The following is a 16,328-nucleotide window of genomic DNA, read 5'->3' on the forward strand; positions in this document are numbered from 1 at the left end:
TATAAGGAGCGTTCTTTTAAAAGGACGCTTTTTCATTTAAAATGTCTTGATAATAAAAACTCTATCCAGATAAAAGGAACACATAAGAAGACAACTTGGATACTAAGTATTGTGATAATTAAACTACCATGATCCAAAGCAATACGCGGTAATAAAAATAAAGTCACACCTACCAAAACAATTCCAACAATAAACCAGCTTTTTCCCATACATGCCTGAGCATAATCCCAAGTTTCTTCATTCATCATACTGCGTTTTGTGCGATAACCATAAGATGTATTTCTACCTTTTGGTGGTGCAAACCACATAAGAATACCAAAAACAATCATAATAATGGGAATAAATAATGATAATACAGTTATAAATAGTGGCATATGAATTCCTTCTTTCTAAATATATTATACTCCTATTCTATTTAAAAAAGTCAAAAATGATAAATAATATATTTTATGTATGTTTTTATTCAAATTAACAATAATAAGTGAGAAAATAGTAGCTCTTTTACATAAACTTAACAAATTTTATACAAAACTTTGCTATTTAAGAAAAATAAAAAGAGATAAACTGTAATTGTCTTGAAGGACAGATGTTATATGAAAGAAGGATATAAAAAAATGAAAAAATTAGGAGCTTTATTATTGGCATGCGTATTAAGTTTTAGCTTAGTTGGGTGTGGCGGAGATGATAAAACACCAACAAGTAATGGAGATACTACAAATGTAAGTGGTAAAATTACATTAGATGGTTCAACTTCAATGGAGAAATTGGTTAAAGGTCTTGCAGAAGCAATTAAAGAAGATTATCCAAATTTAACATTAGAACCACAATTTACTGGTTCAGGTACTGGTATCAAATCTGTAATTGCTGGAACAGCAAATATTGGAAATTCATCTAGAGCATTAAAAGATGAAGAAAAAGCTGAAGGATTAGTAGAAAACATTGTTGCCTTAGATGGTATTGCAGTTATTGTTGATAAAAACAATAGTATCAAAAATTTAACAAAACAACAATTAGCTGATATCTATACTGGAAAAGTAAAAAATTGGAAAGAAGTCGGTGGGGCTGATCAAAATATCGTTGTGGTAGGACGTGAAGAAGGTTCAGGAACAAGAGACGGTTTTGAAGATATCTTAGGAATTAAAGAAAAATGTAAATATGCAAATACTTTAAATGAAACTGGAGCAGTCGTTGCTAAAGTAGAAGGAACACCTGGAGCTATTGGTTATGCATCTTTAGATGTTGCAGAAGATAGTAAGGATAAAGTGAATATTCTTTCTTTAGATAATATAGTGCCTAGTGAATCAACAATTTTAGATGGTACTTATACTTTACAAAGACCATTTGTTATGGCAACAAAGGGTGAAATCAATAAGCAATCAGAACAAGTTCAAGCAGTCTTCAAATTTATTGAAAGTGCAAAAGGACAAGAAGTGATTAAATCAGTTGGTTTGGTTGTACCAAATAAATAATAAGGACTAAAAAGTGTCTCTAGAGAATAGAGATTCTTTTTATTAATTCAAAGTTAACATTTGTCTCATTAAATTTACTTTTTAACACAATCTTAACAAACTTTATACAAAACATTGATATTTCATTCATAAGAAAAGATATAAACTGAAAATGATTTTTAGAGATGAAATATAAAAAGGAGTTTAGTATGGAAAAAGGAATAGTATCTATTTTAAGTAATAGAAAAACAAAATCAGCAGTTGAAAAAATAGCAGCATATATTTTTACTGCATGTGCAATTGTTTCTATTGTTGCTGTTATTTCTATTACAGGCTATATGATCATATCAGGAACACCAGCAATATTTAAAGTAGGACTTACAGATATTTTATTTAGTAATGTTTGGGAGCCAACTGCTTCAACACCTCAATTTGGTATTCTTAACATTATTTTAACATCCATTGTTGGAGTCTTTTTAGCTATCTGTATAGGAGTCCCAATAGGGATATTAACAGCTGTTAATCTATCTGAAATCGCAAATCCTAGAACAAGAAAAATTATTAAATCAGCAGTGGAATTATTAGCTGGAATACCATCAGTTGTATATGGGTTATTAGGAATTTTGATTATTACACCTATCATGTATCAATTAGAGTTATTTATATTTGCTTCTTCAACAACACATCAGTTTACAGGTGGGTCAAATTTAATATCTGCGATATTGGTTCTAGCTATAATGATTTTACCAACCCTTATTAATATTACAGAAACATCATTAAAAAGTGTTCCAGATGATTATCGTAAAAGTTCACTAGCATTAGGTGCAAGCCAAATGCAGACGATTTTTAAAGTTGTCTTACCAGCAGCAAAGAATGGAATCATGTCAGCAGTTGTCTTAGGTGTAGGACGTGCTATTGGAGAAGCTATGGCTATTTTACTTGTAGCTGGAAACTCTGTTAATGTTCCTTTACCATTTCATTCAGTTCGTTTTTTAACAACTGGAATTGTTTCTGAGATGGGGTATGCATCTGGATTACACAGAGAGGTCTTATTTACGATTGGACTTGTTTTGTTTATCTTTATTATTGTTATTAACCTTGTCTTAACATTTGTACTCAAGGGAGGAAATCAAGATGGAGAATAGTATTTATAATAAAAAAAGTCGTTTTAGTGATAATTTATTAAACTTCTTTATTCAATTTTCTACTCTTATTTCAATAGTGCTACTGGTTGTTATTATTGGATATATATGTTATCGAGGAATTCCTCATTTTTCATTTGATTACTTAATCAATACAACAAGTATTTTAAAGAAAACGGTAGGAATTTTACCTAATATTATAAACACATTATATATGATTGTTGTCACTTTATTAATTGCAGGACCTATCAGCATTGGTGGAGCAATTTATTTAAATGAGTATGCAACAAATAAAAAACTTGTTCATATTATTTCATTTACGACAGAAGTTCTTGCAGGAATTCCATCAATTATTTATGGATTATTTGGAATGTTATTCTTTGGTGGTGTTTTGAATTTAAGTTATTCAATTTTAACAGGAGCTTTCACTTTAGCCATTATGATTCTACCAATTGTTTCTCGTAATACACAGATTGCTTTACAGGCTGTTCCAAAAAGTTATCGTGAAGCTGCACTAGGAATAGGAGCAACAAAATGGTATATGATTCGTACAGTATTGTTGCCGAGTGCTATACCAGGAATCTTAACCGGAATTATTTTAGCAATGGGAAGAATTGTTGCAGAATCAGCAGCACTATTATTCACTGCTGGAAGTCTAAGTATATTACCTACAAATGTATTTTCACACTTATTCTCCAGTGGAGCAACTTTAACAATTCAATTATATTTAGAGATGGCTAAAGCAAATTATGAATCAGCATTTGTTATTGCATTAATTTTAGTTGTTATTGTTTTGTTATTAAATTTCACTGCAAAGTGGATTTCTAAAAAATTTGATGTAAATAAGGTGGATTAGAGTATGAATAAAAAAATTGAAGCTAAAAAATTAAATCTCTTTTATGGGGATAAACATGCTTTAAAAGATGTTGATTTGGCAATTGAAGAAAATAAAATTACTGCCTTTATTGGTCCTTCTGGATGTGGAAAGTCAACATTTTTAAAGACATTGAACAGAATGAATGATTATGTCAATAACGTTAAAATTACAGGTGAAGTTGTTTTAGATAATGAAGATATTTACGACCCACGTGTTGATACAACAGTTTTAAGAAAAAAAGTTGGAATGGTTTTTCAACAGCCAAATCCATTTCCAATGAGTATTTATGATAATGTTGCATATGGACCAAGAATTCATGGTATTAAAAATAAGAAGCAACTTGATGAGATTGTTGAAAAGAGTTTAAAAGCAGCTGCATTATATGATGAAGTGGCAGATCGACTCCACTCATCAGCATTAGGTTTATCAGGAGGTCAACAGCAACGTTTATGTATAGCAAGATGTTTAGCAGTTGAGCCAGAAGTTATTTTGTTAGATGAACCAACAAGTGCACTTGATCCTATCTCTACATTAAAGATTGAAGAACTTCTAATGGATCTAAAAAATAAATATACAATTGCAATTGTTACTCACAATATGCAGCAGGCATCACGTATTGCTGACTATACTGCTTTTTTCTTAGTTGGTGAGATGGTTGAATATGGAAAAACAAAAGATATATTTTCATTACCACAAGATAAACGTACTGAAGATTATATCACAGGACGTTTTGGTTAATATTGTGTTTTAAGCAAAAAACAAATATAATGGAGGTATAGAAAGATGATGAGAACTTTATTTGATGCAGAATTAAATAAATTAAATGTAGATTTAACAAAAATGGGACATTTAGTAGAGGTGTCTATTGAGAATATGATTGATGCTTTTAAGCATCAAGATAAAACATTAGCAAAAGAGATTATGGATAATGATAGATTGATTAACGATATGGAAAGAGCAATTGAATCTAGATCATTTAATTTAATTTTAAGGCAGCAACCCATTGCAAGTGATTTAAGAAATGTGACATCAGCATTAAAGATTGTTACAGACTTAGAAAGAATTGGAGATCAGGCTGCAGATATTGCTGAAATTATTTTGAATTTTGAAGGAGAACATGCTTATCGTACTGTTGAGCATATTCCAACAATGGCTAAAAAAGCAAAAATGATGGTTCATGAAGCTATTGATGCTTTCATTAAAAAAGATCTCTCTACAGCACAAATGGTTATCAAAATGGATGATGAAATTGATTCTTTATTTCAGGAAGTAAAACAAGAAGTTACTGAAATATTAAAAGAAAATAGTGAAAGAATTGATTATTGTATAGATTTTCTGATGATTGCTAAGTATTTAGAAAGAGTTGGTGATCATGCAGTGAATATATGCGAATGGTTAGAATTTAACCAGACAGGAACAATGAACGACCACAGACTTATCTAAGGGGGATAAAAAATGAACGCACGTATTTATGTTATTGAAGACGATGAAAACATTCAGGAAATTGTCAAATTATCATTAGAATCTAATGGATATCAAGTCACATTATTTGATAATGCAATTGATGCAATTATAGCTATTCATGAAGATGCACCAGATCTTGCAATCTTTGATGTTATGTTACCACAAATGGATGGTATTACAGCTGTCAAAAAGATTAGAGAAACAAATACACAAATGCCTATTCTTATTTTAAGTGCTAAAGATAGTGAAATAGATAAAATTCATGGATTAGATAGTGGTAGTGATGATTATATGACAAAACCATTTGGTGTCCTTGAATTATGTGCACGTGTTCGTACATTACTACGTAGAGTTCAGCCAAAATCCAAATCGATTCAAACGCCAACTTTATCAATTGATAAATCTACACATATTGTTCAGCAGAATAACCAAGGTATTGATTTAACACATAAAGAATATCAATTATTACTTTATTTAATTGAAAATAAAGAACGTGTTGTGGAACGAGATGAACTATTGAATAATATTTGGGGTTATGATTTTATAGGAGAATCAAGAGCTTTAGATGTCCATATAAGATCATTAAGAAAAAAGTTAGATGATAACGGAGAAAAATATATTAAAACAGTGCGTTCTGTAGGATATCGCTTTGTTGAAAAGGAGGATACACATGACTAAGTCTATCCTCCGTTATTTTATCATCATTTTAATTGCGACTCTCCTTAGCAGTTGTTTTATCTCTGCTACGTTAATTTCTAATAGTCTTTTGAGTACAACAAAACAGGATATGTTGTATTCTTTAAAGTTAATTGATTATGCAATTGATTATCAACAGCCATTAGAACAACAAATTGAAAAATTAAATCCATTAGCTTATTCTGATCAAACACGAATTAGTGTTATTGATAAAAGAGGGCATGTTGTTGCAGATACGGTATCTCAATCTGTATCTGAAAACCATTTGGATCGACAAGAAATTCAAGAGGCACTTCATAATACTGTTGGTTATGCAAGAAGGCGATCTGAAACAACAAATGAGAATATGTTATATGTTGCTTATTACCATCAGGATTATATATTGCGATTATCTATTCCATATAATGGATTATTAGATCATATTCCATCTTTAATTCCAGCATTATCTATAAGTGCTGTTGTTTCTTTTGTGATTGCATATATTCTATCTAGAAAACTTGCTTTTACAATATCTAAACCAATTATTGATATTAGTGATAGTTTAGATCAAATGACAGAAGATTTTCGATTTGAATTAAAACAATATGATTATCAGGAATTTAATGTTATTGTTAATACAATAGGAAACTTATCACATCGTTTACGTAAATCAATGCGTGAAGTAAAATTAGAACGTATAAAAATGGATGAAATTTTAAAACAAATGAATGAAGGCTTTGTTTTATTAGATGAAAATTATAAAATATTAAGTATTAATGCAAAAGCAACATCAATCTTAGGAAATATGAAGACTTATGATCAGTTTATGGATTACTTATATTATCCTGAAATTATTAATGCTTTAGAAAATAACATTCCTAAGCAAGAAATAGAAATTAAAATTAATCATAATATCTATGCATGTTATATTTCAAGAATTGATTTAGGAACAACTTTATTATTTGTTGATATTACAGTTGCTAAAAAGGCAGAAAAAATGCGCAGTGAATTTTTCTCTAATGTATCACATGAATTAAAGACACCAATGACATCTATTCGTGGTTATAGTGATTTATTGGTTCAAGGTTTGGTTCATGATGAAACACAAAAACATATGATGTTAGAAAAGATTCAAGAAGAGGTCAATAGTATGTCAACTCTAATAAATGATATCTTAATGCTATCTAGGATAGAAAATATGGATATTGAAGTAGAAATGATGCCTATGAAAATGAAAGGTCTTGTTGATGAAGTTCTAGAAAGTTATCAAGTAGAGTTATCTAAACATGATATTACAATGCATACTGATTTTACAGATCTTACGTATATTGGAAATCATCAACAAATATATACTTTACTTAATAATCTTATAGGAAATGCTATTAAGTATAATATTGATCATGGTCATGTTTTTGTCAATGTTGAAGATCAAGGTCAAGCAATGAAAGTGACTGTGAAAGATACTGGTATTGGAATCCCTTTAGCTGATCAATCTCGTATATTTGAAAGATTTTATCGTGTTGATAAAGGAAGAAGTAAACAAAGAGGTGGAACTGGATTAGGATTAGCAATTGTGAAACATATTGTTTCTCATTATAAAGGCGTTATTCATTTAACTAGTGAATTAGGGCAAGGAACAACAATAGAAATAATTTTACCACAACAAAGTATTAAGGAAGTTTAGAACTTCCTTTTTTTGTCGATACTTAATCTGGTGATAAAAATGAATCAGTCATATTGGCAAAAAACATCAAAGAAAAAAATAGGAAAAAAAATAGAAACAGATATAGCAACGGATATTGTCATTATTGGAGGCGGTTTATCAGGTGTTGCATTGGCATATCAATTAAAGGATAGTCCATATCAAGTCATAGTTGTTGATAAAGATGAACTCGGCAGTCATACAAGTGGTCATACTACTGCAAAGGTGACGACGTTGCATTCTACACTATATCGTGACATTACAAAACATTATGATATTCATCAAGCTTATCTTTATTATAAATCTAATCAACAGGCATTTGATGAAATTGAAAATATCATACAAAAAGAAAATATTGCTTGTGATTATCAAAAGAATAATTCTTTTATTTATACAGATGATCCTAATTATGTCAAAGACATACAGGAACAAACCGATATTTTCCATTCATTAAGAATTGAAACAATTCATGATGAAAATCATTTGGCTTCATTAGGTCTAAAAAATCAAGCTATTTTTCATCCCCTTAAATATCTATATAAACTCGTTGATATCTGTCAAAAAAGTGGCGTTTCTTTTTATGAACATAGTGAAGTCACACATATTGAAAGAAAAGATGATTCATTTATAATAGATATAAATGAACATCACATACAATGTCATTACCTAGTTCATGCAACAAGGTACCCATTTATTAGAAAAGGTTTATATTTCTTTAAACTCTTTCAAGAAAAAGAATACATTGATTATATAATCGAACAAAATGGTAAAGACAGTTATCTATGCGTAGATCAAACAAAAAGTTACCGTCCTTTAATAAATGATGATAGTTTACAAATTACCAGAGATTCTAAAGACTGGTTTGCTCAAGATAGTACACCTATTCGTGGAATTCCTTATATTGGAAGACTAAGTAAATATTCAAATGAATTTATAATCTATGGCTTTCAAAAATGGGGTATGACTTTGTCACAAGTTGCTGCAAGACTTATTAGTGATTTGATTTTAGATAAAGAAAATCCATATGAAGATTTATATGCATGTCATTATTTCTCTATGTCTTTTGCAAAAAAATATACAAATAAGGTGTGGAAAAATACTAAAAAAGGCATGATTATGAATCGTTTTCAAAACGATCCATTAATCACTTTAGAGAATCAAGATGGTATGGTAACAAAGGTCAATGGAAAGTTAACAGCAGTATATAAGGATAAAAAAGGTGAACTCCATTTTCTCACACCATATTGTCCTCATTTAAAATGTGTTGTAGATTTTTGTAAGAAGGATCAGACTTGGACATGTCCTTGCCATCAATCTGTTTATGATGCATATGGCCATCTTATGGAAGGACCAAGTCTTTATTCCTTAAAGAAAACGCAAGATAAATCATAGTAACCTCTCACTGAGAGGTTTTTTTACTAAAAGTGTATTTTTATCTTGACTACTCCCTAAGGGAGTAGCATATGATAAATATGCAATTAAAAAAGGGAGGATGCTAAATGCTTATAAAGGATGTTTGTAAACTTTGCCATGTCACAAAAAAAGCCCTTGTTTATTATGAAGACAAAGGACTTATTTCTCCACTTATAATGGAAAATGGTTATCGAGATTATAGTCAAAAAGATATCAAGATCATTAAAGAAATTTGTGTTTTAAGACATTGTGGAATAAGTGTGTCAGATATTAAAATTATTCTATTAGATACTAATAAAAAAACAGTGATAAAGAAATATCAAAAATTAAATAATTTACATATAGAAAGTTATTTAAAAATGAATGAGAGTCTTCAACGATTGACACAGAATTATGATATTGAAAAAGAATTTAATCATTTAGTTGAAAAGAATGATTGTCTTCTTACTGTAAGAGAAAAACTTATTTTAGCGTTTCCAGGTTGTTATGGACTTTTTTTGTCATTACATTTTGGAAGATTCTTAAATGAAAGTATTGATACTAAAGAAAAGCATAAAGCTTATGTTCAGATGATTCATTATTTAGACCATTTGGTTATTTCTCAAGAATTGGTTGATTATATGAAATCAATATTTAATGACAAGTATGATATCTTTGCTTTAGAACAACAAATCTATCTTGATACAACAAATGCTTTTCATGACTTTGAAAACTATTTCAAAGAGCACCAAGAGCAATTGGAAAATTATATTGAGTATAAACTATCAGATGAATACAAAGATTCATTGGTAAAAAAAGTTCAAGAAGAAATATTAATTTTTCAAAAGGAAACAGGATATCAAGATAACTTTATTGAGAACTTAAAGATTCTTAGTTCTTCTTATCGAGAGTATCTTCATCAGTTAGAAAAACTCAAAAAGCAATATATATATTTCCACAAGTCCAAGAATTCTCATCAAATGCTTTAAATACATATTTCTTGAAAAATTGAGCAATAACTTTCATTTTTTACGAAAACTACGTATAATGTAATTATACGAGGGGATGATTTTATGAAATGTGATGTCTGTGGAACAAAGATTCCAATAGCTGAGAGTACATGCCCAAATTGTGGATACCGAGTGAAAAAGGATGTTGTTCAATCTTTTGATGCATCCAATAAGACACATGAGCATATTCGTACACAATCAACAAAAACCTATGTCAAGCCAAATATACCAGATATGAGTATGTTTCAAACACCAAAATGGATTATAGGAATAGCAGTTGCTTTTGTTGTTGTAGTCATAATTATGACAGTTCTACCACTATTATCAAAGTCTTCTCGTTCTTCCAGTGACTGGTCTGAAATGACTTTCCAGGAAGTTATTGATTTGGGAGAGGGAGAAGGAACAATTGAGCTTGCACAAAGTTCACTTGAAAAAGTTCAAAATCTTATGAGCAATACACTTCACATAGAAGATATATATACCCATGAATATTGTAGTGATTATGATGATTCTGTAAACGCAAGTTTTTCTGTACAAGGGTATAGTCAAGATGTATATTATAGTGTTAATTACACATATGTAGATAGAGAATTGCTGTCATCTGAATTAACAATTTCTGGAACCAGCCAAAAAAGTATAAAAGATTTAGAAACTTTACCAATGAATAAGGATATAGTCACAAAACTTGGGGATTATATGGATATTCACAATGCATACGAGTATTTTGATCAAGGACGTTTAAAGCTTGTTAAGTTAAAAGATTATAATGATCAGTATGAATATGTTCATTCTCAAAATCCATATGTATTTATTCATGAAAAGGTTTATTCTCGTAATGAATTTGAATATTATTGTACCATTTCAAGTCGTTAGAAATAACGACTTTTCATATTGTCACAAAATTTGATACGAGATATGAAAGAATTCATTTTCGTATTCGTAGCAAAGTTATTAAAAAAGTATTATAATAAAATTATATATGAGGAGGAATCTTATGAAAAAAATTATGTCATTATTATTGATGATGAGTTTTATCTTGGCTGGATGTTCATCATCGAAAAGTGCAGATACAATGAAAGTATTAACGCCAAATGGAGCAACAGCCTTATCTTTAGTAGGTGTTTATGAAGAAATAACAAAGAATGGTGAAGTGAAAATTGTTGAAGGAAGTGAACTGATTAGCAGTGAACTTGTTAAAAAGGATAGTGAATTTGATGCTATTATTGCACCTATTAATTTAGGCTGTCAATTAATTGCAAAAGGTCAAACAGATTATAGATTAGCTGGCGTTTTGACATGGGGAAACCTTTATTTGGTACAAAATGAAGATGTAACTAATAATGAATTAGCAGCATTTGGTGAAAAGGCTGTTCCAGGAAAGATTTTTAATCTGGTAAAAGAATCATCGGATATTATGAAGAATTCTAAAGTTACTTATTATAATGCAGTGAGTGATGTACAAGCACAAGTCTTAGCAGGAAAATGTCAGTATGCATTAATGGCTGAACCTGCTGCAACTGCAACTATTGGAAAAGCAAAGCAAAATGGAACAACATTAAAAATAGTCGCTTCGCTACAAGAACTTTATCAAAAACAATCTGGGTCTATAGAGGCAGGCTATCCACAAGCGGCTATTTTTGTTAAAAATAAAGATGATGTGAAAGATTTATTATCAAAGATAGAAGCATTTACATCTGGTAAAAAAGATGAAGAATTATTAACAAAGTCAATTGATAAAATTGGTGCTGAAACATTTGGTATTCCAAGTGCAGCTATTGGAGCGAAGACATGGACAAATCAAAACATCAATTATAAAGATGCCGCAAGTGTTAAAGAAGATATTCAATCATTACTGAAACAATTTGGCATTGAATATAGTGATGATATGCTAATCAAATAATGAAGCATAAAATTAATCTTGTTGTTTATATTTTGTTGTTATGGCAACTGGTTGCTGTTATTGTCAATAAAGAGGTCATTGTTCCTTATCCTTTAGATGTTTTTCAAAGAATGATTGACATGCTTACTGATTTCAATTTTTATCAGACTCTATTTATAACCCTATCACATGTTATTATAGTGGTTGCAATAAGTGCACTTATTGCATTTGTGTTAGCTTATCTAGGATATCAAAAACCACTTATAGATGAATATGTTTCACCATTACTAACAATGATTCAAGCAATACCTAATATTTCATTTATTATACTTGTATTGGTTTGGGTATCATCATTACAAACTGTCTATATTGTGCTTTTTCTAGTTGTTTTTCCTCTATTGTATAATAATTTTATACAGGGTTTTAAAAGTATTGATCATGACTTGCGAGATGTTATATTATTATATCATCCAACATGTTTTGAAAAGTATTTCAAAGTATATTTACCTCTGATTCGTCCAAGCTTTTTATCAGGAATGAAGAGTTCATTAAGTCTTGGTGTAAAAGTTGCAGTGATGGCTGAGATACTAGCTGGACTCCCTTATGGTGTAGGAAGAGCAATCAATTATAGTCGAATTCAATTTGATATGGTTGGAGTTTTTGCATGGACCGTTTGGTTAGTTATTATGATATTGTTTATTGACTATATATTAAATAAAGTTATGCATGATCATGAATTTTAAGTACAAGATATTGTAGTGAACCCTAAAAGTGGAATTAAAATTTAATATTTATTGTAAGGCTTGATTCCTAACTTGTAAAGGAGTTAGGCCTTTTCATTTTTCATTGTGTCTTCCTTTTGGCTTATTATTAAGACCATCATAACCTCATTTTTCATAATTGTTAATCCATTGATTGATTTGTCCATCTGCAATATCGTATAAAATCATTAATAACATCTTAGACTCTCATGAGCGAAAATATAAGCTTACTATTTCTTTTTTATCTTTATATGTTAATTTTGAATGTTAAAAAAACCTCTTGTTCATAGTTCAACTTTTGAGGTTCAATTCAATTTAATATTCTTTTAATAACAAGGAAATCTAATTTTATTTTCATTTTTATCTCCCTTCTGTAATTGATATTACAAAACGGAAATTATATAAAAAAGCCAAGAATTATACTTCTTGGCAAAATAAGATATTTTATTATTTAATAATAAGTATAGTAATACGATTTCATTTCTTTAATTGTATTTTCTTTAGCTATTCCCTTTTTTTGTGGAGAAGGAGAACACCCAGAAATTATTAAGGCAACGAGAATTAATATTGTCTTCATTTTCAATTGCTCTTTTCACAATCATTATTAGCACATATATATTAAAGTTTATACTTGTATTTATTTTAGTTAGAATATGAAGTTATTCTATTTTTTATATCTTAATTCAAATTTTTAAGAGATAATGCAGTATGACATTGAATCAATCAAACTGGTTAACTGAATTACTACTTCATTAACGTATTTTTCTTCAGTTCATAAGATGGATGATACAGCCCTGTTGGTTCATAAAATTCATCACCAATATAACTGAAACCTAATTTAAGTAATAATTTTGATGATGCTATATTATTAGGATTATGACCTGCAAACAACTCTTCTGCCTTCAAAACAGTAAATGCATAATTTATTACTGTTTTTGCTGCTTCCATTGCATATCCTTGTCCCCAAAACTTTGGACGCAGATGAAAACCTATTTCATATTTACCTTTGCTATATGGTTTTAATCCACAGCAACCAATCAATTCGTTTGAGTCAAGTTTAAAAATAGGCCAGTATTGAATATTATACATCGATTTATTTTTTATTTCTTTTTCTAATCGTGTTCTAATATCATTCGTACTGAATTTACCGCTAGCACAAATGAATCTTGTGACATCAGGATCTCCCCATAATAATTCTGCCAGTTTGATATCATCTTTTTCCCATTCAGAAAATCCTATTCTATTTGTAGTTAAGAAAAAATCTCTATCCATTTGTATACCTCCTAAAATTCTAATTTGTTGAATCGAATAATTCTTATTATTTACTGAATTCACATTCATATGTTACATATGAATGTGAAAGATGATAGCCTAGCTTTTCTGCCAAATGTACTGACCTTAAATCGTGAGCATCCCAACTAGGATAGATATTATTTGCAAGGCATTCCAAAATCAGCTTTGCTCCACAAACTGTAGCCAGACCTTTTTTTCTGTATTCTGGTTTTGTATCAATCTCGATTTCTATTCCATTCTTATATATGGCATAAGGAGAAGCACCAGAAACCAACTGTCCTTTATGAAGTATTGCTACTCCAAGTGCACGCTCTTTATAATCTTGATAATTCTCAAATTGGGAGCATAAATCAACTGACCAATTTTCTTTCTTTGCTAGTTCAAAAACTTCACAGTCAAATTGCCTGATTTCATAGTCATCATCAAGAGATTCTACTATTGATTTAAGATATTCTTTATCAAAAATATCAGGTTCTTTTTTAATTGCATATCGTAATGTTTTTTTTGCTTTTTTTCCAAAAGTGTGTTCAATCATTGGATACCAATCTTCATTATTAGCTGCAATAAGCATAAAGTCACGGACTGGAATTGACTTTAATAAATTTTCATTTGGAATTCCAGCACAAAAACTGAAATCACCATTTATTACAATGGCAGATTCAGGAGTCATTTCATCATCCGTAATCAGTGTCCCCATATACCCTTGCAGACAAGACCAGATTAACGCTTCTTCCCAATTTTGGAATAGCGCAATTGCTTTCTCATTATACATAAACTCACCTTATCCCCCCCACTAGACAAACTCTATTTTATGAAACGCTTTCTGCTTTGATTGTATCATAGAAGCTTTATAACCACAAATCTTTATGAAAAAAAGAAAGTCTATTATCCTTTAGACTTTCCTTTTCTTATTATTTCTTTTCATACTGTAAACTATAGCTCCCGCAGATATCAGCAGTATTCCGATATTGAATCCAATAGAATTCATATCTCCTGTTGGTGGTACTTCATGGGGAACTGCTGTTCCTACTTCTGTAATCTCAAATTCCTTCACTATCTCTGCTGAATGATAGTATTCATCTTCCCCTACACTAATCTTCACCCTATATGTTCCCACTTCTCTTGGTGCTGAATTCAATTTCACCCAGCTGTCTTCTCTTTTTTCTTCATACAGGATTGTGATAGGCTTTGATGAGCCTTTGACTGTAAGATCTGTTTCATTTAATTCTATTGGCTGACCATCATATGTCTTGCTTAGCTCCTTATTAAGAGTAATGAGACTATCTCCCTTTTTCACATTTAAATGAAGCGTCACCTGCATCGTTTCTTTTCCATTGCCTGATGTTCCACAATCATACTTATATACAATAGGTGTTCCCACCTGATAGTGACTTACAATCCCTGTTTCCTTATCCAAGTCTCCTCCACTTATCATCGTCATGTTATTTGGATCGATTCCTTTGTATGCTTCCTTTATATTAAAGCTGCTTCCTACGACATCCAAATTGACTGTAGAATCTGTTTTATTTAATTCAGTCAGATTTTCATTATTCCCAAGGTTGAGATAAGCTAATGGGCTATTCTCACACCTCAGGATATTTAAATTCTTATGCTGACTTACATCCAGTATATTTAGATGGGTATTATTACAAATTAAATTCCTTAAAGCTAGATTAGCACTGATATCCAGTTCCCTAATATCAGTATCACTAACACCTAACCCCATTAATGCTTTATTTTGACTATGTAATCTTTGTACCTGAACAATACAAAAACCACAATTCTGAATTACCGCTGACATCCAGATGCCCAATCTCTGTATTATCCACGTACAGTGCTAGTAATCTCTTATTGCTTTTGACCTTTAAATCTTTAATACCTGTAGAGCTTAAATCCAAGTATTCCAATTCTTCAAGCCCCATTATATTTAATGAGAATAGATTTTGATTATCCGCACAGTTGATCAATCTGAGTCTCTTATTGCTCGTTAAATCAAGACTTTCTATGCTTGTTCTCCAGCATTTTAGTTCCAGAAGCGATGTGAAATATTCGATTCCTTTTACACTTTTTATCTGTGTATTTCCACCAATACTTATTCTAGTTGCTGCTTCAAGTTCGGCTACAGACAGCACATCATTGCCATTTTTATCAAATTCCGTTTTAACATATTCTCTGAATGCTGAATCTGGGAAGTTTTTGACATTAATCGAAACTTCTCCTTCCTTTGGCAGTTGTGGAATAGGAACGGGTACCTGATATATTCCCAATAAAGTAAAGTCTAGATTTATCCACAATTCCCCACTGCTGATGGATGTAGCTTCTTGTATAATTCTCATTGTTATATCGAGAAGCTCACATTCTATTCCACCCTTTGTAATGGTTTTACCCTCAAGAGCTTCCTTTACAATTTCATATATTTCCTGTTCTGTAATCTCATTGCTTACCTTTCCATCTAGTGCCTTCTCTATAAGCTCCAAAGCTTCATCTGTTGTAATAGTGCTTTGCCCTGTTGCCTTGACACTGGTCAATGGCATTGTGCCTAATAGGATTGCTATTGTAAATAGACATATCCCTATTTTCTTCATTATTCTTTTCATTCTCTTCATCTCCTTTTCATCCTGTTTCTAAACATATACCTTTGCGAATATCTATTATTATATCATAAGTACCTCATAAATTTACATT

Annotated in this window: 18 protein-coding genes; 12 read left to right on the forward strand and 6 right to left on the reverse strand. The window is 30.4% G+C overall.

Features of this window, described 5'->3' with window-relative positions; genetic code table 11:
• Positions 1–32 precede the first annotated feature (32 nt).
• On the reverse strand, positions 33–374 hold the full coding sequence (locus GQF29_RS09105) for an SdpI family protein (protein WP_054325162.1): 342 nt from the start codon (positions 372–374) through the stop codon (positions 33–35).
• A 240-nt stretch (positions 375–614) separates the two neighbouring features.
• On the opposite strand from GQF29_RS09105, the gene GQF29_RS09110 reads away from it, so the two are divergent.
• The 12 genes from GQF29_RS09110 to GQF29_RS09165 all read left to right on the forward strand — a co-directional run bounded on the left by GQF29_RS09110 (position 615) and on the right by GQF29_RS09165 (position 12,332).
• Positions 615–1,469, forward strand: coding sequence for a phosphate ABC transporter substrate-binding protein (locus GQF29_RS09110; protein WP_029158216.1), 855 nt, complete (start codon positions 615–617; stop codon positions 1,467–1,469).
• Positions 1,470–1,657: 188 nt separating this feature from the next.
• Complete coding sequence (gene pstC, locus GQF29_RS09115; protein WP_008790719.1) at positions 1,658–2,593, forward strand: phosphate ABC transporter permease subunit PstC; 936 nt, start codon at positions 1,658–1,660, stop codon at positions 2,591–2,593.
• The gene (gene pstA, locus GQF29_RS09120) at positions 2,583–3,446 is read left to right on the forward strand and encodes a phosphate ABC transporter permease PstA (protein WP_008790718.1); all 864 of its coding nucleotides are present in this window, start codon (positions 2,583–2,585) and stop codon (positions 3,444–3,446) included. Before pstC ends, pstA begins: the two co-directional genes overlap by 11 nt.
• A gap of 3 nt (positions 3,447–3,449) precedes the next feature.
• A complete protein-coding gene (gene pstB, locus GQF29_RS09125) occupies positions 3,450–4,205 on the forward strand; it encodes a phosphate ABC transporter ATP-binding protein PstB (RefSeq protein WP_008790717.1) in 756 nt (251 codons plus the stop codon).
• Positions 4,206–4,250: 45 nt separating this feature from the next.
• Positions 4,251–4,910 carry a phosphate signaling complex protein PhoU gene (phoU, locus tag GQF29_RS09130; protein ID WP_008790716.1) on the forward strand — a complete coding sequence of 220 codons (660 nt, stop codon included), beginning with the start codon at positions 4,251–4,253 and terminating at the stop codon, positions 4,908–4,910.
• A gap of 12 nt (positions 4,911–4,922) precedes the next feature.
• Entirely contained in the window at positions 4,923–5,609 is a 687-nt protein-coding gene (locus GQF29_RS09135) for a response regulator transcription factor (protein ID WP_008790715.1), read from the forward strand.
• Positions 5,602–7,290, forward strand: a complete 1,689-nt coding sequence (locus GQF29_RS09140) for a sensor histidine kinase (protein ID WP_008790714.1) — start codon at positions 5,602–5,604, stop codon at positions 7,288–7,290. The genes GQF29_RS09135 and GQF29_RS09140 overlap by 8 nt, the downstream gene beginning before the upstream one ends.
• A gap of 39 nt (positions 7,291–7,329) precedes the next feature.
• Positions 7,330–8,700, forward strand: coding sequence for an FAD-dependent oxidoreductase (locus GQF29_RS09145; RefSeq protein WP_008790713.1), 1,371 nt, complete (start codon positions 7,330–7,332; stop codon positions 8,698–8,700).
• Positions 8,701–8,807: 107 nt separating this feature from the next.
• Entirely contained in the window at positions 8,808–9,689 is an 882-nt protein-coding gene (locus tag GQF29_RS09150) for a MerR family transcriptional regulator (RefSeq protein ID WP_008790712.1), read from the forward strand.
• 84 nt (positions 9,690–9,773) lie between these two features.
• On the forward strand, positions 9,774–10,583 hold the full coding sequence (locus GQF29_RS09155) for a zinc ribbon domain-containing protein (RefSeq protein WP_008790711.1): 810 nt from the start codon (positions 9,774–9,776) through the stop codon (positions 10,581–10,583).
• Between the two features lie 121 nt (positions 10,584–10,704).
• Positions 10,705–11,610 (forward strand): hypothetical protein, encoded by a 906-nt coding sequence (locus GQF29_RS09160; RefSeq protein WP_008790710.1) that lies wholly within the window; start codon positions 10,705–10,707, stop codon positions 11,608–11,610.
• Positions 11,610–12,332, forward strand: a complete 723-nt coding sequence (locus GQF29_RS09165; RefSeq protein WP_008790709.1) for an ABC transporter permease — start codon at positions 11,610–11,612, stop codon at positions 12,330–12,332. The genes GQF29_RS09160 and GQF29_RS09165 overlap by 1 nt, the downstream gene beginning before the upstream one ends.
• 469 nt (positions 12,333–12,801) lie before the next feature.
• Here the strand turns inward: GQF29_RS09165 and GQF29_RS18840 are convergent, their stop codons facing one another.
• From GQF29_RS18840 to GQF29_RS09185, 5 genes are all read right to left on the reverse strand, one after another.
• Positions 12,802–12,927 carry a hypothetical protein gene (locus GQF29_RS18840; RefSeq protein ID WP_272867198.1) on the reverse strand — a complete coding sequence of 42 codons (126 nt, stop codon included), beginning with the start codon at positions 12,925–12,927 and terminating at the stop codon, positions 12,802–12,804.
• Positions 12,928–13,094: 167 nt separating this feature from the next.
• Positions 13,095–13,622: a GNAT family N-acetyltransferase gene (locus GQF29_RS09170; RefSeq protein WP_008790708.1), complete on the reverse strand. Its 528-nt coding sequence runs from the start codon at positions 13,620–13,622 to the stop codon at positions 13,095–13,097.
• A 46-nt stretch (positions 13,623–13,668) separates the two neighbouring features.
• Positions 13,669–14,415: a GNAT family N-acetyltransferase gene (locus GQF29_RS09175; RefSeq protein ID WP_054690143.1), complete on the reverse strand. Its 747-nt coding sequence runs from the start codon at positions 14,413–14,415 to the stop codon at positions 13,669–13,671.
• 120 nt (positions 14,416–14,535) lie between these two features.
• On the reverse strand, positions 14,536–15,444 hold the full coding sequence (locus GQF29_RS09180; protein WP_008790706.1) for a hypothetical protein: 909 nt from the start codon (positions 15,442–15,444) through the stop codon (positions 14,536–14,538).
• The gene (locus tag GQF29_RS09185) at positions 15,386–16,240 is read right to left on the reverse strand and encodes a leucine-rich repeat domain-containing protein (protein WP_017143983.1); all 855 of its coding nucleotides are present in this window, start codon (positions 16,238–16,240) and stop codon (positions 15,386–15,388) included. Before GQF29_RS09185 ends, GQF29_RS09180 begins: the two co-directional genes overlap by 59 nt.
• Positions 16,241–16,328 lie beyond the last annotated feature (88 nt).

The organism is Coprobacillus cateniformis, assembly GCF_009767585.1.
GTDB classification, from domain to species: Bacteria; Bacillota_I; Bacilli_A; order Erysipelotrichales; family Coprobacillaceae; genus Coprobacillus; species Coprobacillus cateniformis.